Source organism: Janibacter sp. HTCC2649 (genome assembly GCF_000152705.1).
Lineage (GTDB): Bacteria > Actinomycetota > Actinomycetes > Actinomycetales > Dermatophilaceae > Knoellia.
In genome coordinates this window covers 1812041-1836443 of the sequence record NZ_CH672413.1, presented here as the reverse complement: position 1 = coordinate 1836443, position 24403 = coordinate 1812041, and the positions used below count along the sequence as shown (strand labels likewise).

At 69.5% G+C, this 24403-nt stretch carries 23 protein-coding genes; 18 read left to right on the top strand and 5 right to left on the bottom strand.

Features of this window, described 5'->3' with window-relative positions:
* The first annotated feature begins 1 nt into the window (after position 1).
* The 5 genes from JNB_RS08765 (at position 2) to JNB_RS08745 (ending at position 7857) form a co-directional block, all read left to right on the top strand.
* A complete protein-coding gene (locus JNB_RS08765; protein ID WP_009776084.1) occupies positions 2 to 1726 on the top strand; it encodes an alpha/beta hydrolase in 1725 nt (574 codons plus the stop codon).
* An 86-nt stretch (positions 1727 to 1812) separates the two neighbouring features.
* On the top strand, positions 1813 to 2241 hold the full coding sequence (locus tag JNB_RS08760; RefSeq protein WP_158306132.1) for an LppA family lipoprotein: 429 nt from the start codon (positions 1813 to 1815) through the stop codon (positions 2239 to 2241).
* A gap of 50 nt (positions 2242 to 2291) precedes the next feature.
* A complete protein-coding gene (locus tag JNB_RS08755; RefSeq protein WP_009776082.1) occupies positions 2292 to 2651 on the top strand; it encodes an NADH-quinone oxidoreductase subunit A in 360 nt (119 codons plus the stop codon).
* Positions 2648 to 6523 (top strand): Pls/PosA family non-ribosomal peptide synthetase, encoded by a 3876-nt coding sequence (locus JNB_RS08750; protein WP_009776081.1) that lies wholly within the window; start codon positions 2648 to 2650, stop codon positions 6521 to 6523. Before JNB_RS08755 ends, JNB_RS08750 begins: the two co-directional genes overlap by 4 nt.
* Positions 6520 to 7857, top strand: a complete 1338-nt coding sequence (locus tag JNB_RS08745; protein ID WP_009776080.1) for a M1 family metallopeptidase — start codon at positions 6520 to 6522, stop codon at positions 7855 to 7857. The genes JNB_RS08750 and JNB_RS08745 overlap by 4 nt, the downstream gene beginning before the upstream one ends.
* 27 nt (positions 7858 to 7884) lie before the next feature.
* On the opposite strand, the gene JNB_RS21490 is transcribed toward JNB_RS08745, so the two are convergent.
* Complete coding sequence (locus JNB_RS21490; protein ID WP_009776079.1) at positions 7885 to 8262, bottom strand: hypothetical protein; 378 nt, start codon at positions 8260 to 8262, stop codon at positions 7885 to 7887.
* Between the two features lie 3 nt (positions 8263 to 8265).
* Here JNB_RS21490 and JNB_RS08735 point away from each other — a divergent pair, with 3 nt between their 5' ends.
* Entirely contained in the window at positions 8266 to 11304 is a 3039-nt protein-coding gene (locus JNB_RS08735; RefSeq protein WP_371177184.1) for an AAA family ATPase, read from the top strand.
* Positions 11305 to 11329: 25 nt separating this feature from the next.
* Here JNB_RS08735 and JNB_RS08730 read toward each other — a convergent pair whose 3' ends face one another.
* Positions 11330 to 11617, bottom strand: a complete 288-nt coding sequence (locus JNB_RS08730; protein ID WP_009776077.1) for a DUF4242 domain-containing protein — start codon at positions 11615 to 11617, stop codon at positions 11330 to 11332.
* Between the two features lie 92 nt (positions 11618 to 11709).
* Here JNB_RS08730 and JNB_RS08725 point away from each other — a divergent pair, with 92 nt between their 5' ends.
* Both JNB_RS08725 and JNB_RS08720 read left to right on the top strand, forming a co-directional pair.
* Positions 11710 to 12327, top strand: a complete 618-nt coding sequence (locus tag JNB_RS08725) for an NADH-quinone oxidoreductase subunit B (protein ID WP_040884477.1) — start codon at positions 11710 to 11712, stop codon at positions 12325 to 12327.
* Positions 12327 to 12725 carry a DUF2568 domain-containing protein gene (locus tag JNB_RS08720; protein ID WP_009776075.1) on the top strand — a complete coding sequence of 133 codons (399 nt, stop codon included), beginning with the start codon at positions 12327 to 12329 and terminating at the stop codon, positions 12723 to 12725. Before JNB_RS08725 ends, JNB_RS08720 begins: the two co-directional genes overlap by 1 nt.
* 99 nt (positions 12726 to 12824) lie before the next feature.
* Here the strand turns inward: JNB_RS08720 and JNB_RS08715 are convergent, their stop codons facing one another.
* Genes JNB_RS08715 through JNB_RS08705 form a run of 3 tightly spaced genes read right to left on the bottom strand, consistent with a single transcriptional unit; the run spans position 12825 to position 14673 of the window.
* On the bottom strand, positions 12825 to 13199 hold the full coding sequence (locus JNB_RS08715) for a glycoside hydrolase family 3 C-terminal domain-containing protein (RefSeq protein WP_009776074.1): 375 nt from the start codon (positions 13197 to 13199) through the stop codon (positions 12825 to 12827).
* Complete coding sequence (locus JNB_RS08710; RefSeq protein ID WP_009776073.1) at positions 13190 to 13630, bottom strand: extracellular solute-binding protein; 441 nt, start codon at positions 13628 to 13630, stop codon at positions 13190 to 13192. Before JNB_RS08710 ends, JNB_RS08715 begins: the two co-directional genes overlap by 10 nt.
* The gene (locus tag JNB_RS08705) at positions 13627 to 14673 is read right to left on the bottom strand and encodes a LacI family DNA-binding transcriptional regulator (RefSeq protein ID WP_009776072.1); all 1047 of its coding nucleotides are present in this window, start codon (positions 14671 to 14673) and stop codon (positions 13627 to 13629) included. Before JNB_RS08705 ends, JNB_RS08710 begins: the two co-directional genes overlap by 4 nt.
* A 254-nt stretch (positions 14674 to 14927) precedes the next feature.
* On the opposite strand from JNB_RS08705, the gene JNB_RS08700 reads away from it, so the two are divergent.
* The 10 genes from JNB_RS08700 to JNB_RS08655 all read left to right on the top strand — a co-directional run bounded on the left by JNB_RS08700 (position 14928) and on the right by JNB_RS08655 (position 24396).
* A complete protein-coding gene (locus JNB_RS08700) occupies positions 14928 to 15983 on the top strand; it encodes an SGNH/GDSL hydrolase family protein (RefSeq protein ID WP_009776071.1) in 1056 nt (351 codons plus the stop codon).
* Positions 15984 to 16083: 100 nt separating this feature from the next.
* Positions 16084 to 16617, top strand: coding sequence for an NADH-quinone oxidoreductase subunit C (locus tag JNB_RS08695; RefSeq protein WP_009776070.1), 534 nt, complete (start codon positions 16084 to 16086; stop codon positions 16615 to 16617).
* A 52-nt stretch (positions 16618 to 16669) separates the two neighbouring features.
* On the top strand, positions 16670 to 17626 hold the full coding sequence (locus JNB_RS08690) for a complex I subunit 1 family protein (protein ID WP_009776069.1): 957 nt from the start codon (positions 16670 to 16672) through the stop codon (positions 17624 to 17626).
* Positions 17623 to 18177 (top strand): NADH-quinone oxidoreductase subunit I, encoded by a 555-nt coding sequence (locus JNB_RS08685; RefSeq protein ID WP_009776068.1) that lies wholly within the window; start codon positions 17623 to 17625, stop codon positions 18175 to 18177. The genes JNB_RS08690 and JNB_RS08685 overlap by 4 nt, the downstream gene beginning before the upstream one ends.
* Positions 18174 to 18692: an NADH-quinone oxidoreductase subunit J gene (locus JNB_RS08680; protein ID WP_009776067.1), complete on the top strand. Its 519-nt coding sequence runs from the start codon at positions 18174 to 18176 to the stop codon at positions 18690 to 18692. Before JNB_RS08685 ends, JNB_RS08680 begins: the two co-directional genes overlap by 4 nt.
* Positions 18689 to 19018: an NADH-quinone oxidoreductase subunit NuoK gene (nuoK, locus tag JNB_RS08675; RefSeq protein WP_009776066.1), complete on the top strand. Its 330-nt coding sequence runs from the start codon at positions 18689 to 18691 to the stop codon at positions 19016 to 19018. Before JNB_RS08680 ends, nuoK begins: the two co-directional genes overlap by 4 nt.
* Entirely contained in the window at positions 19015 to 20916 is a 1902-nt protein-coding gene (locus JNB_RS08670) for an NADH-quinone oxidoreductase subunit L (RefSeq protein ID WP_009776065.1), read from the top strand. Before nuoK ends, JNB_RS08670 begins: the two co-directional genes overlap by 4 nt.
* The gene (locus JNB_RS08665) at positions 20907 to 22400 is read left to right on the top strand and encodes a NuoM family protein (RefSeq protein WP_009776064.1); all 1494 of its coding nucleotides are present in this window, start codon (positions 20907 to 20909) and stop codon (positions 22398 to 22400) included. Before JNB_RS08670 ends, JNB_RS08665 begins: the two co-directional genes overlap by 10 nt.
* Positions 22397 to 23848 (top strand): NADH-quinone oxidoreductase subunit N, encoded by a 1452-nt coding sequence (locus JNB_RS08660; RefSeq protein ID WP_009776063.1) that lies wholly within the window; start codon positions 22397 to 22399, stop codon positions 23846 to 23848. The genes JNB_RS08665 and JNB_RS08660 overlap by 4 nt, the downstream gene beginning before the upstream one ends.
* On the top strand, positions 23845 to 24396 hold the full coding sequence (locus JNB_RS08655) for a GNAT family N-acetyltransferase (protein ID WP_009776062.1): 552 nt from the start codon (positions 23845 to 23847) through the stop codon (positions 24394 to 24396). Before JNB_RS08660 ends, JNB_RS08655 begins: the two co-directional genes overlap by 4 nt.
* The last annotated feature ends 7 nt before the right edge of the window (positions 24397 to 24403 follow it).

Sequence of the window (24403 nt, the reverse complement as noted above, 5' to 3'; positions counted from 1 at the left end):
CGTGGCTCTCACTTGGGGCAACATCAAGCAGTGGTCACCGGCCACTCTCGACACGGCCGAGACCACCCTCCGCGAGGCTCGGCGGTCCATGCTCGACCTCGCCGACGAGCTCGAAACGATGGGCCTTCCGAAGCAGTGGCACGGTGACGCGTCGCAGGCATCGCGCACCAGGCTGACGAACGTCACCCAAGACCTCAAGGACCTGGTCGCGGAGGTCTCTGCGGCATACACCGCAGTGTGTGACGCCGCGGACGGAGTGCGCGGCGTGGAACAGGCCGTGGACGCGGCCCAGGAATTCGCCACGCTGCACCAGCTGAGCATCTCGGCCGATGGCACGGTCTCCGACATGGGCCCGGACATCGACACGGGCAACGACCACGACAACCAGGTCGCCCTCGACGAGCGTCAGGGCTGGGTCACCGAATGCGTCGACCGCATCGAGCAGGCCCTGCGCAAGGCCACCGACGTCGACACCGACCTCGGCGACGTCCTGGAGAAGATCGAGCTCAACCGGATCCACGTCGGAGCGGGCGGCTTGGCCACGGCCTCGAAGCTCGGTGAGGTCGAGGGAGACCTCACCCTGCTCAAGCCACCCGAGGGCGCGACCCCGTCCGACAGTGCGGCGTGGTGGGCCACGATGTCGCCGGACGAGCGCAAGGAGATCATCGCCAATCACCCGGGTTGGATCGGCAACCGTGACGGAGTCGACGCGACATCCCGGGACCTCGCGAACCGCAACATCCTCTCCTCTCGCCGGGACCACGTGAACACTCGAATCTCCGAGATCGAGAAGGGGTTCTACCTAGCAGATGGCAGCTTCGACCCCGTCTACTACGGGGCGCACATCGACGAGTACAACGAGCTCAGGGAGGAGAAGGGGGCCATTGGCACGCTCGACGGCATCCTGGCCAAGCCGGGCCAGCACCAGCTCCTCGGGCTCGACTTCAGCACGCCGCGCACCCAGGCGATCATTGCCAACGGGAACGTCGACACGGCCGACCATGTCGCGGTGTTCACTCCCGGGCTGACATCGACGGTCGAGGGGATCGACGGCTACAACTCGAACATGGCCGAGCTCCGGACCCGCTCCGAGGAGGAGCTCTTCCGAAACGGCGACAACGGTACGGTCGCGACGGTCACCTGGCTCGACTACCAGGCCCCCCAGTGGGGCACCACCTTCGCGGGCGACTCGGTCGCACTGTCCGGGTCGGCGGAAGACGGCGGCGAGGACCTCGCCGACTACTTCAGGGGCATCAACGCGTCGCGGCTGAACGACCCGGATCTCACCTCGTTGGCTCACTCGTACGGCTCGACCACTGCAGGCTACGGATTGCAGCACGAGGGCACAGGCGTCGACCGAGCCGTCTTCTTCGGCTCTCCGGGACTCGGCACGTCCGACCTCAATGATCTCCAGATCCCCGAGGGAAGCGCCTACTACGCGGAGGCGAAATGGGATGGGGTCGGCGACCTCGCCCGGTTCGGGAGCGACCCCACGGGACTCGACGGCATGCAGCACCTCCAGACCGGGGAGGCGACGTCCGCCGACGGGCGGTCGTGGGAGGGTGTGTCGGGCCACTCCAGCTACCTGCAGGACGGCTCGACGAGCCAGTACTCCATGGCGCAGATCGTCGGAGGCAACCCTCAAGGGGCAATCGAAGGGCAGAACGTGGGCTGGTTCACTGACCCGATCAAGTCCCAGCCATGGATTCCGGGGTGGCTCAAGTGAGGCCCCCATTGCAGTCACGCCGACCGTTGGCAATGCTCGTTGCAGTGCTGGCGGCCATGATCCTCACCGCTTGCCAAGGAGCTGACGTGGACACCCAACAACAACTCGAGTCACGCCGCACGTCGGCGCAGGCCCAGCGCGACAACCTGGCGCTCCTGTCGGAGGTGCGATCTGCGTTGAGCGAGGTCGCCCCGGCGCTTGCGTGGCGCTCTCCGGCGCCGACGGTCGAGTCGGGCTCCGGCTGCAAGGAGCCGTTCTCCCAGGTCGATGGCGCCACCTCGGAGGTGCTCACGAGTGGTGGCGCCCTGGGCGGCATTCCCGAGGCTGACTGGGACCGCGCCTGGGAAGCCGTCAAGGCCGTCGCGGCCAAGCGAGGCTACGGCGACGAGCACACCCTGCTCGACAAGCCCGGCGAGCACCAGATGTCGCTCTACGACGAGGACGGCTCGGAGCTGAGCGTCGGCACCGGGGCCAACACCGTGGCGAGCATCTATGGAGCCTGCTACCTCGAGTGACCTTGAGAGCCGTCACCCGCTGTTCATCTGGCGTGGCTAGGCTCTGAGTCATGACGGGATACCTCGCCGCAGCCGGGGTGCTGGGCATCGGACTGGTGCTGGTGATCGCCGCGATGGGCGCTCGCCGCCTCCTCGCCCCGCGGGCTCCCTCGACGGCCAAGCTCTCGACCTACGAGTCCGGTGTCGACCCGGTCGGCCAGGGCTGGGCCCAGAGCCAGGTCCGCTACCTGTCCTACGCCTTCCTCTATGTCGTCTTCGCCGTCGACGCCGTCTATCTCTTCCCGTGGGCCTACGTCCTGCGTGACGCCCAGCTGGGTGCTGCGTCGCTCGTCGAGATCGCAATCTTCATCGGCATCATCGTCATCGGCCTCCTCCACGCGGCCCGCCGCGGACTCCTCCGCTGGACGTGAGCGACCCCCTGCTCCGAGGGAGTGAGGCCCCCAGCCCACGCACCCTCGTTGACATCCTGCGCGCCACGATCGAGGCCCACCCTGACGCGCCCGCCGTCGACAACGGCACGAGCGTGCTCACCTATGGCGAGTTCGCCGAGGCTGCGGAGGACGTGGCCGACGCCCTGCGTGCGGCCGGCGTCGAACGCGGTGACCGGGTCGGCATCCGCATCCCCTCGGGCACTCTCGACCTCTACGTCGCCATCGCCGGCATCCTCGTCGCCGGTGCGGCGTACGTCCCGGTCGACTACGACGACCCGGACGAGCGCGCGCGCATCGTCTTCGGAGAGGCCGACGTCGCCGCGATCATCACAACTGACCTCGTGGTCCGAGCGGTCGGCGGCGGCTCCACGCACGGTGACGACACGGCATACGCCGCTGAGCAGACGGGACCACGCGAGGACCCGACGACCGACGACGACGCCTGGATCATCTTCACGTCCGGCTCGACCGGCAAGCCCAAGGGCGTTGCCGTCACGCACCGCAATGCGGCTGCCTTCGTCGACGCCGAGTCGCGAATGTTCTTGCAGGACAGGCCCATTGGTCCGGGCGACCGAGTCATGGCTGGCCTCTCGGTCGCCTTCGACGCGAGTTGCGAGGAGATGTGGCTCGCGTGGCGCTACGGCGCGTGCCTCGTCCCCGCACCCCGTTCTCTCGTCCGCTCAGGTGTCGAGCTCGGCCCGTGGCTCACTGCCAACCGCATCACCATCGTCTCGACCGTGCCGACCCTCGTGACCCTGTGGCCGACAGAGGCGCTCGCGGACGTCCGCCTCCTCATCCTCGGCGGCGAAGCGTGCCCGCCCGAGATCGGCGCGCGCCTGGCCAACGAGCACCGCGAGGTCTGGAACACCTACGGCCCCACCGAGGCCACCGTCGTCGCCTGTGGAGCCCAGCTCACTGGCGAACCACCAGTCCGCATCGGCCTCCCGCTCGCTGGCTGGGACCTCGCCGTCGTCGACGCGACCGGCCAGCCCGTCCCCGAGGGGGAGAGCGGCGAGCTCATCATCGGCGGCGTCGGTCTCGCTCGCTACCTCGATGAGGAGAAGGACAGAGCGGCGTATGCCGCCATGCCCACCTTGGGCTGGGACCGCGCCTACCGCTCGGGTGACCTCGTGCGCAACGAGCCCGAGGGGCTCGTCTTCCTCGGGCGGGCCGACGACCAGGTGAAGGTCGGCGGCCGACGCATCGAGCTCGGCGAGATCGACTCCGCTCTGCTGTCCCTACCCGGTGTGAGTGGTGCGGCCGCCGCCGTGCGCCGGAGCGAGGCGGGCAACACCCTGCTCATCGGCTACGTCACGACGAACGACACGTTCGACGCGAAGGCGGCAACCGAGTCGATGCGCCAGTCGATGCCGGCCGCCCTCGTCCCGCGCCTCGCCGTCGTCGACACCCTGCCCACGCGCACCTCCGGCAAGATCGACCGCGACGCCCTGCCGTGGCCCCTGGCCCCCACCAACCCCGCCGGTGGTGCCGACACGGGTGACACCGCCGGCTGGATCTCGGGGCTGTGGGCGAGCATCCTGGGCGGCCCGCCGACCACTTCCGACGAGGACTTCTTCGACGTCGGTGGCGGCTCGCTCAGTGCGGCCCAGCTCGTGAGCCGGCTGCGCGAACGCTTCCCCGAGGTCACGGTCGCCGACATCTACGAGCACCCGAGTCTCGCCGCCCTCGCGGTGGCGCTCGACGAGATGGAGACGCCCACCGGTCGACTCAACCGTGACGTGCCACCGGTGCCCGGCAAGACCCAGAGCGCTCAGATCCTCGCCTCCGTCGTCCTGCGCAGCATCGCTGGCCTGCGGTGGCTCACCTGGATCGGCCTCGGCAACGCCGTCGCACGGTCCGTCCTCGACCTCACCTGGCTGCCGATCGTGCACTGGTGGTGGCTCGCCCTCGGATGGGTCCTCCTCATCTCGCCGGTCGGGCGGATGGCCCTGGCCGCCCTCGGCGTCCGCACGCTGCTGCGTCACCTCGAGCCGGGGGAGTACCCCCGCGGCGGAGAGGTCCACCTGCGCGTCTGGCTGGCCGAACGCCTCGTCGACGAGCTCGGCGCCGCCAACCTCTCGGGTGCGCCCTTCATCAAGGTGTTCGCCCGGGCACTCGGTGCCCGCGTAGGAAGCGATGTCGACCTGCACTCCGTCCCGCCGGTCACCGGCATGCTCGACCTCGGCGACGGAGTCTCGATCGAGCCCGAGGTCGACCTGCGCGGGCACTGGATCGACGGCGCGAAGTTCATCGTCGGACCGATCCGGGTCCGCGAAGGCGCACGGGTCGGTGCCCGCAGCTCCCTCCTCCCCGGCGCGGATGTCGGCGAACGCGCCGAAATCGCCCCCGGCTCAGCCGTTTTCGGCGCGGTCCCTGCCGACGAGTCGTGGTCCGGAGCCCCAGCCGAACCCTCCGGCACGGCACGCGGCCCGTGGCACGACGCCCGCCCGGCCAACAAGCCAATCTGGTTGGGCGCGTATGCCGCGTCGGCCGTCGTCGTCTCGCTCCTCCCTCTCGCGGCGGTCGCCATCGGCGCCCTGGTGGCCCTTCCTGCCCTCGCGGACACGACCTCCATCGGCGGCGCTCTGGGGACCGCACTGCTCTGGATCCCCCTCGGGGCCACCGTCGGCTTCGTCGCCCTTGCGGTGATGGTCCTCGTCCTCGTCCGACTGCTCGCGATCGGTCTGCGCGCCGGCGCCCACCCCGTCCACGGACGTCAGGCGTGGCAGGCGTGGACGACGCTGCGCATCCTCGACGACGCGCGGACGTGGCTCTTCCCGCTCTACTCCAGCAGCCTCACACCGTCGTGGCTGCGCGGGCTCGGCGCCGACCTCGGCCCCGACGTCGAGGCCTCGACCGTCCTGCTCATCCCGACTTTCACCCGGGTCGGAGCCGGTGCCTTCCTCGCCGACGACACGATGGTCGCGGGCTATGAGCTGGGTGCCGGCTGGCTGCGGGTCGAGCACGTACGCATCGGCAAGGGCGCCTTCGTCGGCAACTCCGGCATGGCCGCTCCCGGTCGCAAGGTGCCCAAGCAGGGACTCGTCGCCGTCCTCTCGGCCGCCCCTCGCCGCAAGAAGGCCAAGGCCGGCACCTCATGGCTCGGCTCCCCGCCGCGGCCACTACGGCGCGAAGGCTCCGACGCGGACTCCACCCGCACCTACTCCCCGCCCACCAAGCTGCGCGTGGGCCGCGCCGTCGTCGAGGCCCTGCGTGCCGTGCCTGTGTGGATCCACATCGCCCTCGTCGTCCTCGTCGTCGCCGCCATCGAGCTATTGCTCAGCCACGGCCTCATCTGGGCCGTCCTCCTCAGCGGATTCGTCCTCCTCGCGGCCGGTGCGCTCGCGGCCGGGTGCGCGACCACCGCCAAGTGGCTGCTCGTCGGCAAGCTCCGGCCGGGCAACCACGCGCTCTGGTCCTCCTTCGTGTGGCGCAACGAGCTCGCCGACACCTTCGTCGAGGTCCTCGCCGCTCCGTGGTTCGCCCGCGCCGCGACCGGAACCCTCGCCCTCAACATGTGGCTGCGGTCGATGGGCGCCAAGATCGGCGACGGCGTCTGGCTCGAGACCTACTGGCTGCCCGAAGCAGACCTCGTCCGCCTCGACGACGGCGCCTCGATCAACGCCGGCACGGTCGTCCAGACCCACCTCTTCCACGACCGGGTGCTCTCGATGGACACCGTCACCGTCAAGCGCGGCGGCACCCTCGGCCCCAACTCGGTGATCCTGCCCGCCGCCCAGATCGGTCGGCACGCCACCGTCGGTCCCGTATCTCTCGTGATGCGCGGCGAGTCGGTCCCCGATCGGACCCGCTGGATCGGCAACCCTGTCGGACCATGGGTGGACGAGTGAGCGCGAACGCAACGGGCACGCAGGCTGACCCCTACATGCCCGGACACGGCGACACGGCATACGGCGTCGACCACTACGAGCTCGACCTCACCTACAAGGCTGCGGGCAACCACCTCACCGGTCGCGCGCACCTCACGCTGACCCTCGCCGTCGACACCCCGACCATCACGCTCGACCTCCACGCGCTCAAGGTGACTCGGGTCGACCTCACGGGGGCGAACTTGCGCCGTTGGGCGCACCGGGCATCACACCTCACGCTGCGCTTCGCGGACACCGTGCCCGCCGGCACCGTTCTCTCGCTGACGATCGCGTATGCCGGCACCCCCCGCACCGTTCCCGGTCCCGACGGTCGGGCGGGCTGGGAAGAACTCGCCGACGGCGTCATCGTCGCGTCACAGCCGCACGGCGCCCCCTCGTGGTTCCCGTGCAACGACCGAGCCGCCGACAAGGCGACCTACGCCATCAGCGTCACGACGGACACGGCATACGCCGTCGTTGCCAACGGCACGCTCGCCGAGCGACGCAAGGACGGGCGCGCGACCCGGTGGATCTACGCGATGGACGAGCCGATGGCGCCCTACCTCGCGACGGTGCAGATCGGTCGCTACGAGACCACCGAGGTGTCGGGGGCTCCCGTGCCGGTGCGGCTGCACCACCCGCCGCGACTGCGGTCCGCCGTCGCGGAGGCGTTCGCCGACCAGGCGCAGATGGTGTCGACGTTCGTCGAGCTCTTCGGTCCCTACCCTTTCGCGGAGTATGCCGTCGTCATCACCGACGACGTCCTCGAGATCCCTCTCGAGTCGCAGGCGGCGTCGACCTTCGGCTCCAACCACTGCACTCGGTCGTGGGAGGCGCAGCGACTCATCGCTCACGAGCTGTCGCACCAGTGGTTCGGCAACGCCGTCACCGCTGCGCAGTGGAGCGACATCTGGCTGCACGAGGGCTTCGCCTGCTACGCCGAGTGGCTCTGGTCCGAGGCGGCAGGGATCGCCACGACGGGGGAGCAGGCCGCACGTCACCACGAGAAGCTCGCCGCCCTGCCGCAGGACGTCATCGTCATCTCGCCGGGTGCCTCGGAGATGTTCGACGACCGCATCTACAAGCGTGGAGCCCTGACCCTGCACGCCCTGCGCCTCGAGGTCGGCGACACCACCTTCTTCGCCATCCTGCGCGACTGGGTGGCGCGGCACAACGGTGGCAGCGTCACGACGGCCGAGTTCGAGGCCCTGTCCGAGCGGACCGCCGGCCGTCGATTGAGCGGGCTCTTCCACGCCTGGCTGCGCGCCGAACCCCTCCCGGCACTCCCCGACGCACGCCGGCAGCCGACCGGATAAGGATTCGGTCGGCTGCCGGAGGTGGAGTCACGCAGGTCGAGTCGCGTGCCGATGGTGGCTGGCTCCCACGGTGGTGATGACGACTCCGCCGATGACGACGGCGCCCAGTGCGGTGAGTCCCAACGCGCCGGGTGAGACCCAGTTGGGGTTTGGCGGAACGCTCGCAGGGGCGATGGGCCCCTCGTAGTGAGCCGTCTCGATGTTGTAGGCGTCGAGGCAGGCAGCGAGGTCCTCCGGGACGACGTTGCTGCACGGGTGGGTGGCCATCGAAGCGGCGAGGGGTTCGCCGGGGCCGATGTCCTTGGCGTTGGCAGGGCCGGTCAGCAGGAGCACACCGAGGAACGATGTGCCGACTGCAGCGGCGCTGCGGGTGATGACAGTTTTCACGGTGATCAGTTCCTTCATGGAGTGGGTTCTTCTGACGCCTTCGACGCTAGGGATCGCGCACGGCGGGCACCTGACCACAACTGGCGAACTCCGTTTCAGCCCCGCCATGGTCAGATCTGGCCATGGCGATCACGATTGGGAAAGGCGGGCGTGCTGGGGTGCGGCCAGGCCTATCTTGGGGATGTGGTGGAGCGTTGGGCACCTCCTGATCTACCCGCCCGGTGGCGGTTCGCCGGCCCGCACTTTGTGGGGCGCCGGGCGGAGTTCGACGCCCTGGAGGAAGCGTGGACGGCGGTCGAGTCGGGGTTGCAGCAGGTCGTGTTCGTCGGGGGTGAGGCGGGGGCTGGCAAATCACGGTTCATCGCCGAGGCGGGAAGGATGCTCCACGCCCACGGCGCGACGGTTCTGCTCGGAGCGTGTGTCGCCGAGTTGGGCGCGCCCTACCAGCCATTCATTGATCCCCTGAGAGCCCTGCATGCGGCGGCGGCCACGGAGGTGGCGGCGAGCCTTGACCTGTTGACGGGAGCGACGAGTCAGCCCGACAACGTGGAAGTGACCAACCGACAGGTTCTGTACGACGCCGTGTGCGAGGTGCTTCGTGCCGCCAGTCGACAGCATCCGCTCGTCCTCGTCCTCGAGGACCTGCACTGGGCGGGCAAGACCTCGTTGGGCTTGTTGGCGCACATCGCCCAGCACGGGGGCGACATGCAGTTGTTGTGTCTGGCATCGCACCGAAGTGCGCCCCCCGACCGTTCGGACGCCCTCGTGACAACCATGACCCAGCTCTATCGACTCGATGGGGTCAGGCGCATCGATCTGACTCCCCTGGGGGCCGAGGACATCGCGGAGTACGTCATCGCCGAAACGGGAGCACCGGTGGGACGGGCCCGGGCGGCCTCGTCGATCTTGCGTGACCAGAGCGGGGGCAACGCCTTCTACCTGCGTGAGGTGTTGCGCGACGTCGAGGCGCACGGAGGACTGGACGGACTTGACCCGTTGCTCGCGGTCACCCCACAGACGGTGCGGGACCTCTACGCCGGACGACTGGCCGAGCTCGACGAAGAATGTCGTCTCCTCATCGAGATCGCCGCCGTGATCGGTGCCGACTTCTCCGTGCCAGTGCTCGCCCACGTGGCAGGACTTGAGGTGCCGGTTGTTCTCGCCGCCCTGGATCGTGCGGGAGCCGTGGGTCTCGTCGGGAACCTGGCCAACGACAGCTCCTCCTACGCCTTCGACCACGTCCTCGGAAGGCAGGCGATCCTCGACCTCATGCAGGTATCTGCTGTGCCTCGCACCCACGCCAGGATCGCGCTCACTCTCGAAGAGGGTTTTGCCAACGAGCCCAACAGGATCCAGCGCATTGCGCATCACTACGCCAGCGCTCGCGTTCTGGGCCATGCGCCAAAAGCGGTCCAGTATCTCCGTGAAGCCGCCCGCCTTGCGCGCGACCGACTGGCGCACCATGAGGCGGGCCAAGCGTTCGCCCGCGCAGCGAACCTCGCGGAGGGGGTCGCGGATCGAGACGACCTTCGACTCCTCGCTGCGGAGTCCTATCGCGACGCAGGGGCCTTCGCGTTGGCCCGCGATCTCGACCGCGCAGTGGTCGTTGGCGGGAGTCCCGTGAACAGACTCCGGGCTGCAGTCGCCTACGAGGATGCGTCTTGGCGGATCGGGCACCTGGGGTTCGATGCGGCAGAACTTCTGACGCAGGCACTGTCCGGATCGAATGTTCCTGACATCGACACCACCCGAATCACAGCGATTGCCAGCCTCGGCAGGGCGCTGAGGTATTCGGGCGACGCAGAACGAGGCGGTCTTCTCGTCGCCAAAGCTCTCGGCCTGGCGCGTGAGAACGGCGACCCTGCCACCCTTGCGCACGCTCTGGAGTGCAGCATCATCGCGATGCCCCGCCCATCGACTGCGGGCGCCGCTGCCCTCCTGTGCGCTGAGCTCGTGGCGTTGGGTCGTGCCGCGCACAGTCCAGCACTCGTGGTCCACGGAGCGACGGTGCTCGCCATGATCGGCTATCTCACCGGTGACCCGGAACGGCACGAGTCGGCCCGGGCCGAGACGGCGAGCGCTGCGGCGGCGACAGGAGCGTCCTTCCACCTCATGCAGTCGGGTTGCTACGAGTGGGCGCGCGCGTTCGCCTCGGGCGACGTGGGAACCGCCGATGCCATCAGCAGCCGCCTCATGCGGCTCGAAGACATCGGAGAACTGGGTGAGATGTCCGAGCGACTCTCGATGCAGACCTTCGTCCTGCGACGTGAGCAGATGAAACTCGACCAGGTGCGGCCACTGATCACAGGCCACGAAGATGTGGCTGCTCACTGGGCACCCGGGCTCCTCGCGCTGTACTGCGAGCTGGGTCGCCGTGATGGTGCGCGCCGAGCCTTGACCTGGCTGGTCGAGCACGACCTCGAGCCGTTCCGAGCCTCAGCCACCTGGCCCGCGACGATCGCGTTCGTGTCGGAGGCTGTCGCGTGGCTCGACGATCGCCGCTGTGCGGCCGCCCTGCGGCCCGTGTTCGCCGAGTTCGCAGGGTGCAATCTTGCCGTCGGCCCCTTGCTGGCCGTCTTCGGAAGCGCTGACCGCTATCTCGGCCTGCTGGACTCCGTGCTGGGACGCGAGGGAGCCGAGGACCTGTTGCGCTCGGCCGTCGCGATGGACCAACGCATGGGTGCTCCCCTGTTCGTCGGCTACGACCTCGCCGCCATCGTCGACCACCTGCGCAGGTCAGGGGCTCCCACCAGGCGCATCGAAGCCGCTCGGCGCGAAGCCGTGGCGACGGCGAGCCAGCTTCGAACGCCCAGGCTGAGAGGTCGTGTTGGGCTCGACGGCCCACACTCGGGCCCGGAGGGACTCACCTTCCGCGAGTTGGAGGTGCTCCGCCTGGTCGCGGAGGGGCTGAGCAACCGGCAACTGTCCGAGCGACTCTTCATCACCGAGAACACGGTGACCAACCATGTCCGAAGCATTCTGCAGAAGACCGGGGTGGCGAATCGCACGATGGCCGCACGCTATGCGGCGGAGCACGGCCTTCTCGATGTCGGGCCCTGAACCACGCCTGCTTCGTGCCGCCGTCTCAGCCGACGAGTTCGTCCGCGATGGGGTGGAGCAGACCGTCTGGCGTCACCGTTTGGGTCACCTCGATGATGAGGTCGGCCGGCACGCCAGCGCGCTGCGCCGCGCGGACGATGGCTTCGCGTGAATCGGCCTCGTAGAGGCAGAAGGTCCTCAGACCGTCCTGGGAGAGGAACGAATAGAACCAGCGGACGCCCTCGTCGGCGTTGATGAGGTTGAGTTCGTGGAAGGCCCCCGGCTCTGGCGTGAGCTGCTCGGCGAATGTGCGCTCGATCATGAAGATGGCCATGGGTGAACCTCCTGCGCAGCAGTCTAGGACCGCGGGGGCGGCGGGCCTAGGGGCTGACCTAAGGTGGGCTCGTGAGCACCGACCAGCCCGTGATGCTGCCGATGCCGCGCGTCGGGCCGCTTTCGGAGCACGCTCCCAAACCGATCCGCGTCGTCCTCAACTGGGGACGCCGCTATTCGCTCTGGGTCTTCAACTTCGGGCTCGCCTGCTGCGCCATCGAGTTCATCGCGGCGTCGATGGGTCGCCACGACTTCATCCGCCTCGGAGTGATCCCGTTCGCGCCCGGTCCCAGGCAGGCCGACCTCATGGTCGTGTCGGGCACCGTCACCGACAAGATGGCGCCCGCGATCCGCCGCCTCTATGACCAGATGCCCGAGCCGAAGTACGTCATCTCGTTCGGCGCCTGCTCCAACTCCGGTGGGCCGTACTGGGATTCGTACTCCGTGACCAAGGGCGTGGACCAGCTCATCCCCGTCGACGTCTACGTGCCCGGGTGCCCGCCACGACCCGAGGCCCTGCTCCACGGCATCATCAAGCTCCAGGAGCAGATCGCCGGCGAGCGGCTCTCCGGACGCGCCATCTCTGATCGCCTCGGTGGCGCCGGTGGGGTCGACCACGGCGACGGGTATGCCGCTGCACCTCGCTACACCGCGCACCGCACCGCCTCGGCGGGAGAGGTCACCCGCGGTCGAGTCGAGAGACCGTCCTGATGCTCATCGTGCTCGGACTGGTGGCTTTCATCATCGAGTTCGCGTTCATGGTCGGCGTCTTCATGCTCGGGTCGGGAGTTGTCGGAGGGGGCTTCGGGGGTCTCGTCGTCGGCGTGCTCGCCGTCGTGCTCGTGGCCGCGCTCTGGGGCATGTTCATCGCACCCAGGGCCCGGCGCCGGATCCCCAAGCTGCCGCGTGCCCTGGCTTCTGGGGGAGCGGTCGCCCTCGTCGGCGCCGGGCTCCTCGGCCTGGATCACACGCGGTTCGGGCTCGTCCTCATCGGCGCCGGTCTCGTCCTCGTGCTGGCCCAGCTGGCCCTCGACGAGAGTGTGCCGACGCGCCCGCAGGTTCCCCCCGGCGACACGCGCCGCGAACGCAACACCCGCCGCCGCCGCTGACACTGTCCTGTCAAACCTGGAGACCGACTTCGTGCCCGATACGGACACTCGTCGCTGCGCTCCTCGTGTCCGTATCGGGCACGAAGTCGGTTGGTGGGGTCAGAGGGTGAGGCCGAAGCCGAACGGGAAGAGCGGGTCACCCAGGCCAGGGACATCGACGGGGTGTTGGCGCACCTGCTCCATCGAGCGGGGCAGGTCGAAGGGCAAGAGCCCCTCGGGGGCGATCCGTCCACCCAGGGCATCTGCCAGTGCGGCGTCACACGTGCCATAGCTCGCGACGACCGCGGAGGCGAAGGGCAGCAGCGGCGTCAGCACGGCAGGGCGATCGAGGACCACGTCGACGATGAGCGGGCACGCAGCAGCGATGGTCCGAAGGCGCGACACGAGCCCCGGCGGGAAGTCGAGCGACCCCTGGTGGAACCACGCCTCGAGGAACAGGTCGTCCCGCGCATCGAACGGAGCGGTCAGCCGCACGATCGCGACCTTTCGAAGAAGGCGGCCTTGTCGATGCTCGCGGGCGTGGGGTCGAGGGCGTCCATGCCGGCGAACTCACCCATCCAGGTGCTGCCGACCATGGCGGCGTCGGGGGTCTGCCCGGCGGTGATCGCCGAGGCGAACTTGTCGTGCGCTGCGTCCCACGGGATCGCGGTGACCTTGACCGTGGCGCCGGGGTTGGCCGCCTCGAACTCCTTGGTGAGGGCCGGGAGCTTTTCGCCCTCGGCGCCGATGGCCCACACGGTGAGCTCCCCGGTGGCCTTGCCCTCGGAGATCGGCTTGGCGGTGGCGCCTGCGTCGGCACCCGCGCCGCCGGCCTCGCGGCCACAGGCGGAGAAGGCCAGGGCGCTCGCCGTCAGGCCGGCGACGGCGAAGACCGTTCGGCGTTTGAAGGAGGGGTGGTGACTCATGGGAGGTGCCTTTCGGGAGGGGATGTGGTGCAGCCGCAGGAGGAGCGGATGACCACCTGCGTGGGGAGGATGTCGTGGGTGGGGGATGCGGCACCGGCGTCGGTGGTGCCGTTGAGGTGGGCGTGGAGGCGATCGCTGGCGAGGGCTCCGAGGTCGCGGACCGGCTGGCGCACGGTCGTGAGAGCGGGGCGGACGTAGCGCGCGGCCATGACGTCGTCCCAGCCGACGACGGCGACGTCGGCCGGCACGTCGACACCGTGGTCCTGGAGGTGGGCGAGGACGGCCAGGGCGAGTTCGTCGTTGGCGCAGACGAGCGCGTCGGCCCGGTGCTCGCCCGCGAGGTGGGCCGTCGCGAAGGCGGCACCATCCGACTCGCGCAACCCGATCCGGACCGGCTCGGGCACGTCGAGACCGCGAGCCGACAGCGCAGCCGAGAACCCGGTATACCGGCCGGCAATGTCGGCGCCGGCGTCGGGGTCTCCGAGGAAGAGCAGCGAACTGCGCCCGTGGTCGAGGAGGTGAATGGTGAGCTGTTCGGCGCTCGCGGTGTTCTCGGCGGCGAGGCTGTCGATCGGCCCGTCGGGGATCCCGGCCAGTGAGAGCAGCGGCTTGACCGTGGCCAGGTGCGTGAGGGCGTCGTCGTCGAGGTCCGAGCCGAGGACGGCGATCGCGTCGACACGCGACATGAGCTGGCGGATGGCGCGGCTGGGGTCGGGCTTGCCCTGGGTGACGACGACGATGACACCGAGCCCGAGTTCGGAGGCGCGGGACTCGAAGCCCATGAGCAGCTCGGAGTAGTAGGGACCACCGAGTTCGGGGAGGACGAGGCCGAGCAGCTCGTGGCGCGAGACGGCGAGGCTGCGGGCGGCGCCGAGGGGCACGTAGTTGAGCTCGTCGGCGGCGGCGAGGACCCGCTCCCTGGTGCCCTGGGCGACGATGCTCGTGCCCTGGAAGACCCGCGAGACAGTGGCGATGGAGACGCCGGCGGCGGCGGCGACGGAGTAGATCGTCGCGCGCTGGCTGTGTGCCGCGGATCCAGTCATCAGCAGGTGCTCCTTCGCCTCGTCGTTGAGTCGTGGTGGTGCGTCGTCCTCGTCGTTCGGCGCTGTGAAAATCCTTGTAAGCGCTTACAACGGCTGGGAGCCATCGTGCACCAGAACGCCGGGTCTGGCAAGGGTCAGCGTCCGGTATGGGCTTGGCAAAGGGTTGGTGACAAGCCTTCGCGCACCCCGTGGATGGCCCTAGGTTGCGATCACCAACCGCGAGGTCCACGACCTCACTTCAGTGGGAGATGTCAATGACGACAATCCGAAAGATCGGCCTGCTCGCCGCGTCCGCAGCAGCGTTCAGCCTTCTGCTTGCCGCCGCCCCAGCACAGGCGGCCTCGTCCTACGTCGCCCTCGGCGACTCCTACTCCTCGGGCACGGGGACGCGGAGCTACATCAACGACGGGACCTCGTGCCTGCGGTCCACGAAGGCCTATCCCTCGCTCATCGCCGCGGCCAAGGGATACACGCTCAACTTCCGGGCCTGCTCGGGAGCCAAGATCGCCGATGTCACCAACACCCAGCTCAGCGCCCTGTCCTCCTCGACGACGCACGTCAGCATCTCGATCGGCGGCAACGACGCCGGCTTCGCGGACGTCCTCACCGAGTGCGCGCTGCCCGGCTGGGCGAGCAACTGCAACGGCAAGATCGACGGCGCCCAGAACTACATCAACAACGTCCTGCCCGGTGCCCTGAACACGCTCTACACGTCGATCCGGAGCAAGGCGCCCAACGCCAAGGTCGTCATCGTCGGCTACCCGCGGATCTTCCAGGGCGAGGACTGCAACGCCTTCACCTGGTTCTCCCCGGCGGAGGAGACGCGCCTCAACCAGATGGCCGACCTCATCAACTCCAAGACGTCAGCAGCCGCTGGTGCCAAGGGTTTCAGCTTCGCCAACCCGACGTCGCGCTTCATCGGGCACGCGGTCTGTGACGACGTCGAGTGGCTCAACGGCCTCTCGAACCCGATCGAGGAGAGCTACCACCCCAATGTCGCCGGCCACGCCAGCGGCTACGTCCCGACCGTGAGCACCCCGCTCACCGGGTCCGCCCTCAAGGTCAACGCCACGACGCTCCAGCGTGCCGCCGCATCGTCGGAGCGCCTCGCCGCCCAGCAGCGCACCTACGCCGCAGCCGACTCGAGCATCCAGCCCGAGGTCGTCGGGGTTCCGGACCTGAACTCGGCTCGCGTCAAGGCAGCCGCTGCCCGCGCCGGGGTCGACCTGTCCTCGCGCGCCAGCATCGACGGCGCTGACCGCACCTGGTCAGCACGCCAGGCCGCCGAGCACGCCGCAGCCACCCGCTGAAATTCGACTTCGTGCCCGAGACGGACATTCGTCGCCGGGCTCCTGACGTCCGTCTCGGGCACGAAGTCGTCGGCGGGGTTCTGTGGCTAGGCTTCGCCACGTGAGCACCGACGAGCTGCATGACGTGGCCCTGGCCGACTGGCACGAAGCCGTCGCCGCCGCCCAGGCCACCGGGTTCACCTTCTTCGACTGGCTCAGCGCCGTCGACCGCACCTATGACGACGCAGCTCCCGGCTATGGCCTCGTCCTGCGCGCGCTGGACATTTCCCACGAAACGGACGGACGCGGCATACGCGCCATCCGCCTCACGACGCGCGTCGCCGAAGGCGCCGCGATCGTCTCCGTCACCGATGTGTATGCCGGTGCCGCCTGGCACGAGCGCGAGACCCACGAGATGTTCGGGGTCGAGTTCACCGGCTTCGACGACGGCTCCGGCTCGGGCATGCGCCCGCTGCTCCTTCCCGAAGGTTTCGAGGGCACGCCGCTGCGCAAGTCGTTCGTCCTCGCGGCTCGCGCGTCCAAGCAGTGGCCCGGCGGCAAGGAGCCCGGGGAGGGGCACGACTCCGCCAAGTCCCCGTCGCGTCGTCGCGTCCAGGCACCCGGGGTTCCGGGCCCCGACTGGGGACCTCGCTGACCCGTCCGGACGCAACCACCCTGGAGCGTGGCCAACTACTAGGCTGCCCACGATGAGCGTGCTCGAGGTGGTCGTGAGGTCGGTGGCCGTGTTGGCCGCCTTCCTGGTGTTCCCCCTGCTCGTGGGGCAGACGGAGCACAAGCTCATGGCGCACATGCAGGGTCGACTCGGACCGATGTATGCCGGTGGGTTCCACGGGTGGGCCCAGCTCGTCGCCGACGGGGTGAAGTTCGTCCAGAAGGAGGACATCACTCCGCGTGCGGCCGACCGGACGATCTTCAAGATCGCGCCCTTCGTCGCCCTCATCCCGTATCTCCTGGCGATGGCGGCGTTGCCGCTGCAGCACGACGTCGTCGCCATCGACGTCCCCGCAAGCGCTGTCCTCATCCTTGCCGCGACGAGCGTCGGCGCCCTCGGCACGCTCATGGCCGGGTGGGCCAGCGCCAACAAGTACGCCCTGCTCGGCGCCCTGCGTTCGGCCGCGCAGCTCGTGTCCTATGAGCTGCCGCTGGTGCTCGCCGTCGCCTCCGCTTGCTTGGCCGCCGGGACGCTGAGCCTGTCCGGGGTCGTCGAGGCCTGGTCGCCGTGGTGGCTCATCTGGCAGCTGCCCGGCGCCATCGTCTTCCTCGTTGCGGCGCTTGCCGAGCTGCAGCGTCCGCCGTTCGACATGCCCATCGCCGATGCCGAGCTCGTCATGGGCCCGTGGACCGAGTACACCGGGTTGCGCTTCGCGTTCTTCCTTCTTTCGGAGTATGCCGGGATCGTCATCTTCTCGTTGTTGTTCGCCGTCCTCTATCTCGGCGGATGGCGTGGCCCGTTCGACGACCACATCGGGTGGTTGTGGACGCTGCTCAAGGGCTTCGTCATCGCCATCCTCGTCATCTGGTTCCGCGTGGCCTGGCCGCGCATGCGTGAGGACCAGCTCCAACGACTCGCGTGGCTTGTCCTCCTGCCCATGGCCCTGATCCAGTTGGCCCTCACCGGAATTGGCGTAGTGATGACGCAATGAGCAAGCACAACGACAAAGGCATCCTGCCCGGCATACTCAAGGGTTTGGCGACGACTGCCAAGACGGCCATGAAGCCGGTGCACACCCACGAGTACCCCGACGTCGCACCCGACCTGCCGCCCCGCAGTCGCGGCGTCATCGCGCTCCTCGAGGAGAACTGCACGAGCTGCATGCTCTGCGCGCGTGAGTGCCCGGACTGGTGCATCTACATCGAGTCGCACAAGGAGACGATCCCCGCGACGACCGAGGGCGGCCGCGAGCGCCAGCGCAACGTCCTCGACGACTTCTCCATCGACTTCTCGCTCTGCATGTACTGCGGGATCTGCATCGAGGTCTGCCCGTTCGACGCGCTCTTCTGGAGTCCGCAGTTCGAGTACGCCGAGACCAGCATTTTGGATCTGCTCCACGACAAGGACCGGCTCGGCGGCTGGATGGAGACCGTCCCGGCGCCGCCCGCTCTGGACGAGCGCGCCGCGGAACCGGCCGAGATCGCCGCCATCAACAAGCCTGCCCGGACGCCGCGGCCACCCGCGAAGGAACCGGACGCATGACCTCACTGGACCTCGCCTTCGCGGCGTGCGGGCTGTTGGCGGTTGTCGCCGGCCTGCTCGCCGTGACGACCCGTCAGGTGGTGCACGCCGCCCTGTGGCTCGTCGTCGCGCTGCTCGGCGTGGCGGGGTCCCTGCTCGTCCTCGGGCACGAGCTGGTGGCGCTGGTCCTGGTCCTCGTCTATGTCGGGGCCGTGGTCGTGCTCGTGCTCTTTGCCCTGATGCTGACTCGGGCGCCGATCGGTCCTGATCTGGCGCACGACGTGCCGGTGTGGCGTCGGGTGGCGGCTGGTGTTGCGGGAGCCGCGACCACCGCGCTGTTGCTGGCGGCGCTGCTGCCACTGGCCGGTGGCGCCGTCGAGCGTCGCGAGATCTCCAACCAGGCTGTCGCGACCGAGCTCTTCGGGACGTGGGTGTGGCCGTTCGAGGCACTGTCGGTGCTGTTGCTCGCTGCGTTGATCGCCGCGCTCGCCGTCTCGCGCGGCAGAGCCACTGACCCTGGGGTGGTGGGGTCGTGATCCACCTTGCTGGGCCCTATGTCCTTGCCGCGATCCTCGTGGGCCTCGGTGTCATGGGCGTGACCGTCCGCCGCAACGCCGTGCTCCTGCTCATCGGCGTCGAGCTCATCTTGTCGGGCTCGCTCGTCCTGCTCGTCGCGTCCGGCGCGACCTCGCCCTCTCGCTGGGAGTCGTCCAGCGTCCTGCCGCTCTTCGTCATCACCATCGCCGCGGCCGAGGTCGTCGTCGCGCTCGCGGTGATCCTGACGGCGTTCCGCCACCGCGGCTCGATCGACCTCGACGAACCCCTGGAAGGCACGAAGTCGAGTGAGGGGAGGGGGACGTGAGCGCTCTCCAGGTCTCCTCCCTGCTCGTCCTCATCCCCGTCATCGCGGCGGTCGCCACGCTCGCGCTGCGCCGGACCCCGCACTTCGCGGCATCGCTGGCCACAGTGGCGGCGCTCCTCTCTGCGGTCGTCTCCGTCATCGGTCTCATCGTGGCTCCGACCCGTGGCGAGGACGTCGTCCAGCTGCGTGAACCGCTGCGCGTCGGCGCTCTCGAGATGCCCCTCCAGCTCGGTGCTGGCCCGGCCACCGCCGCTGTGGCCGCCGTGGTCGCCCTCGTCGTCGTCGCGGTCCTCGTCTTCACCCGCTGGTACCTCGCCGACGACGACCGTCTCGCCCAGTTCGCTGCCACCGTCTCGCTCTTCACGGCCGCGATGATGCTCGTCGTCCACGCCCGCGACCTCGTCCTCACCCTTGTCGGGTGGGAGGTCATGGGCTGGTGCTCCTATCTCCTCATCGGTCACTGGTCGCGCAAGGAGTCGGCCCGCCGAGCGGCCTACAAGGCGTTCATCGTCACGCGTGTCGCCGACATCGGCTTCGTCCTCGGCATCGTCGGACTGGTTGCCGGTGCCGGGTCGTCCGGCCTCGACGCCGTCATCGCCCACTGGTCCCGGTCGCCGGGCGCCGAGTGCGTCGACTCGGCCACTCAGGTGGCGGCCTGTGTCGCGCCCGGTGAGCCGTGGTTGCGCTCCCTGTTCATTGCCCTCGTCGTCATCGGCGTCCTCGGCAAGTCGGCGCAGTTCCCGTTCCAGGACTGGCTGCCCGATGCGATGGAGGGCCCGACGCCGGCCTCGGCCCTCATTCACGCGGCCACGATGGTCGCGGCCGGAACCGTCGTCCTCGCGCAGCTCTTCCCGATCCTCGTCCTCGCCGACGGTGCCCGCTGGCTGCTCGGGGCCGCGACCGCCGTGACGATGGTCGGCGCAGCGGTCCTCGCCCTGGGCCAGTCCGACCTCAAACGCCTTCTCGCGTGGTCGACGGTGAGCCAGGTCGCGATCATGCTCTCGGCGCTGGCCACCGCGACCAAGGACATCGGCCCCGACCCGGCGCTGTTCCACATGTGGTCGCACGCGCTCTTCAAGTCCCTCCTCTTCCTCACGATCGGCTGGCTGTCGGTCGTCGCCGGCTCGACCCTTGCTGTCGCACTGCGCGGCGCCGGGAACGTCCACCAGCTCGCCCGGGTCGCCTGGCTCTTCGGCCTGCTGGCCCTCGCCGGGGCGCCGTTCGTCGTCGGTGGGCTCTCCAAGGAACACGTCATCGTCACGGCCTACGAGGGCGCGATCACCACTGGCGGACCGGGCATCCTCGTCCTCGCCGCGCTCCTCGTCACCGTCGTGCTCACTGCCGCCTACGCCACCCGCGCCCACCTCGTCGTGAGTGCCCCCCTCGAGATCGAGGAGCGGGAAGACCACCACGCGGGTATGCCGTGGGACTCCGTTCTCGCTGCGCTGGCCGTTCTCACCGTGCTCACCGTCGTCGGTGGGCTCGTGCTCATCACCGGACTCTTCGACATCCACGGTGTGTCGTTCTGGTGGATGTTCCTCACCCTCCTGCTCATCGTCGTGGGCGCCGGTGTCGCCTACCTGGCCCGAGGCTCGGGGGACCCGCGGGACGCCTTCGTCCGCACCCCTCGCCAACGCGAACTGGCCGATGCCGGCCTCGGGTTCGACACGGCATACCAAACGCTTGTTGCCCGACCCGTGCTGGGACTGGCCAGGATCGTCGAGTTCCTCGACCGTGAGGTCGTCGACGGCTACGTGCGCGGCGCAGCAGCATCGGCTGGCATCGCTGGCTGGTTCGCCGAGCGCGGACACCGTCGGGAGGCGCCGTCGGCCGGCGTCGGACTCATCGCCCTCGGGCTGATCGTCGCGGCCGGGACGGCGGTGCTCACATGGCGCTGATCCTCATGCTGCTCGTGCCCGGCGCGGTCGGGCTGTGGCTCGTCACCGGCGGTCGTGCTCTCTCGGCGTCGACGGCACGACTCGTTGCGCTGGTTGCGGCGTCGGTCGGGGGAGTGGCGGCCGTTGCCGCGACCGTGATGCGGCCCGTCGTCGACCGGGCGTGGATCCCCGACCTGGGCGTGCGATGGCACTTCGAGGTCGATGGAATCAGCGCCCCGCTCATCGTGCTGACCGCCGTCATCGGCGTCCTCGTCGTCGCGCACTCCTGGGCCGAGCAGCCCTGGGCCGACTCGCCGTCGAGTGGGAGTGCGGCGACCTATCTCGGGGCCCTGCTCCTCGTCGAAACGGGAGCACTTGCGGCCTTCTCGGCGCGCGACGCCGTCCTGTTCTTCATCGCGTTCGAGATCGTGCTCGTGCCGATGTGGGTCCTCATCAGCCGCTACGGCGACCCGCACAGTGCAGCCAAGCGCGCTGACGCGTCGGCCCGCTTCATCCTCTACACGGCCATCGGTTCGACCCTGATGCTCGTCGGCATCCTGCTCCTCGTGACGAAGGCGCGCACGGCCGACTTCGCCGCTCTGCCTGCCGCGGCCGCAAGCCTGAGCCCCGGTCAGCAGATGCTCATCGCCGTGCTGCTCACGTTGGGGCTCGCGGTCAAGGTCCCCGTCTTCCCGCTGCACACCTGGCTCCCCGCCGCCCACACCACTGCCCCCACCGCCGGGTCGGTGCTTCTGGCCGCTGTGCTCCTCAAACTCGGCACCTACGGCCTCGTGCGGTTGCCGCTGGCGAGCGTGCCCGACGGCTTCACCCGCATCGCGCCCGTCCTGGCGATCGCCGGAGTCATCGGCATCCTCTGGGGCGGGCTCATCTGCCTCGTCGAACGCGACCTCAAGCGGCTCATCGCCTTCTCGTCCGTGGCGCACATGGGCTTCGTTGTCCTCGGCCTCGCCTCCGGCACCGAGACCGGCCTTCAGGCAGCGCTCATCGGCAACATCGCCCACGGCGTCATCTCGGCCCTGCTCTTCGTCATCGTCGGTGGCCTCAAGCACCGCTGGGGTTCGGTCGACCTCGCCGTCCTGCGACCCGCACTGCGTGAGGTGTCGCCCCGCCTCGGCTTCGGACTCATCCTCGGTCTCGCTGCCGGCCTCGGGCTCCCCGGGCTCGCCGGCTTCTGGGGCGAGTTCACGGCCCTCATCGCCGCGTGGAACCCGATCCAGCACACGGGAGTCCTGCGGACCTGCGCCGTCATCGCTGCCGTGGGAGCGGCCCTCGCCGCGGCCTACTCGCTGCGAGTCGCGCGCATCGTCTGGGTGGGTGACGAGGTCGCCGCCGACGCTCCCGATCGTGCACCTGACGCCCGCGGCGTCGAGCTCGGCGTCATCTCCGCTCTCGCTGTGGGCGTCGTTGCCCTTGGCGTCGCGCCGCATCTCGTGTTCTCCGTGACGTCCGACGCCGTGACCACGCTCATCGGAGGTGGCCGATGAGACTCGAACTCTCGTGGGCGCTGCTGCTGCCCGCGCTCATCCCCGTCGCAGCCATGGTGCTCGTGCTCCTCGTCGACGCGATCACGCCGCGTGCCCGTCTGGCAGCGCCGGTCATGGCGGGCCTCGGCCTGGCCGGAGGAGCGGCCGCCGCCATACCCGGACTGCTCACGACCGAGCCGCGGCTGACGCTCTGCACCCCCGCGCCCGACGGCCGCTGCATGTGGGACGGCAGCCCCCTCACCAGCACCCTCCAGATCGCCGCCCTCCTCGCGACGCTCGCCGTGCTCGCCCTCATGTCCGTGCGCAAGGCCGGTGTCATCGACGTGGTCATGCTGCTTGCGTCGGCCAGTGGCGCGGTCGCCGTCGTGGCCTCGCGCGACCTCGGCACCTGGCTCATCACCCTCGAGCTCGCGACGATCCCGGTCATCGCCCTCGTCGCCTGGCGCGACCGTCGAGCCGCGGCCCATGGCGCCCTCACCCTCCTGACCACCTCACTCGTGTCCTTTGGACTCCTCGTCCTCGGCACGGCGCTCTGGGTCACGGCCACCGGCGACCCGACATTGACCGGTGACTCGCTCGCCACCGCTTGGGCCGTCCCCGAGCAGCGCACCCTCGCAGGCCTCGCCACCGTCATCCTCATCGCCGGGCTGGCCTTCAAGATCTCGGCCGTGCCGTTCCACGCGTGGACCCCGACGACCCTGTCCTCCGGCCCGCTCCCGGTCTCGGCACTGCTCGCGTCGGCCTCCAAGCTCGCCGCCGTCGGTGCCCTCATCGTCGTCCTGGCCCCCTATGACGCGGTCGTCGGCCTGAACCCCGGACCCCACGTCGTCGTCGCTGCCCTCGTCATCCTCACGGTCGCCTCGATGCTCACCGGCACGGTCATGGCCCTGCGCCAGACCGAAGTCGTCCGACTCCTCGCGTGGTCGACGATCGCCCAGGCCGGGTGGGTCCTCCTGCCCCTCACCGCGCTCACCGTCGCCGGCCGTCAGGCTGCCGCGGTCTACACCGTCGTGTATGCCGTCGCCAGCCTGGTCGCGTTCGCTGCGGTCCGAGCCATCCACGGACAGCACGTCGAAGACGGACGGGAGCTCACGGCATACAAGGGTCTGCTCCGACGCGACCCGGTCGCCGGAGGGACGCTCGCCCTCGCGCTGCTCGTCCTCGCCGGTCTGCCGCCGGGGGTCATCGGGCTCGTCGCCAAGATCGTGGCGCTCAAGCCGGCCATCTCGGCGGGGCTCTGGCCGGTGGCGGTCGTCGCCGTCGTCGCTGCGGTCCTCGGGATCGCCGTCTATGTGCGGTGGTTCGCGGTGCTCTTCGGTGAGCCCGACGCCGATGCGCCGCCGCGGCCGCGGTCGCGGCGCGCGAGCCTGGGCGTCGCGGCGATCGGCAGCGCCCTTCTCGTTCTCGCCAGTGCACTCCCGCAGCTGCTCGTCGGCCTCGTCACGTGACCGAGCGCCCGACCTCCATCCGGTTGGTGACGCCGGACGACGCGGAGGCGCTCGCCACTCATCTCGCGCGTGATCGCGAGGCCTTTGCGACCTCGTCGCCGACGCGAACCGACGACTACTTCACGACCCGCGGTCAGCAGGAGAGGCTCGAGGGTTACCTCGCCGAGCACGCCGAAGGACGCATGTGGCCCGGTGTCGTTCTTGCGGGCGAGGAGATCGCCGGACTGGTGACCGTCGGCGGCATCCGGCGCGGGCCCTTCCTCGCCGGCTCGGTCGGCTACTGGATCGGCACGACCCACCAGGGACGAGGTCATGCGCAGCGGGCGCTCGGACTCCTCCTCGAGGTGATGGCCGACGAACTGGGGCTCCATCGCGCCGAGGCCATGACGTCAGCGGCCAACGTCGCGTCGCAGCGGGTGCTCGAGTCCCAGGGTTTCCACAACTACGGCACGACCACGTCGTCGTTCCTCATCGGTGGCGTCTGGCGCGACAGCATCATGTGGGAGCGGGTCCTGCAGACGGAACGTGGCGCCCCGGGTCTGCGTTAATAGACGC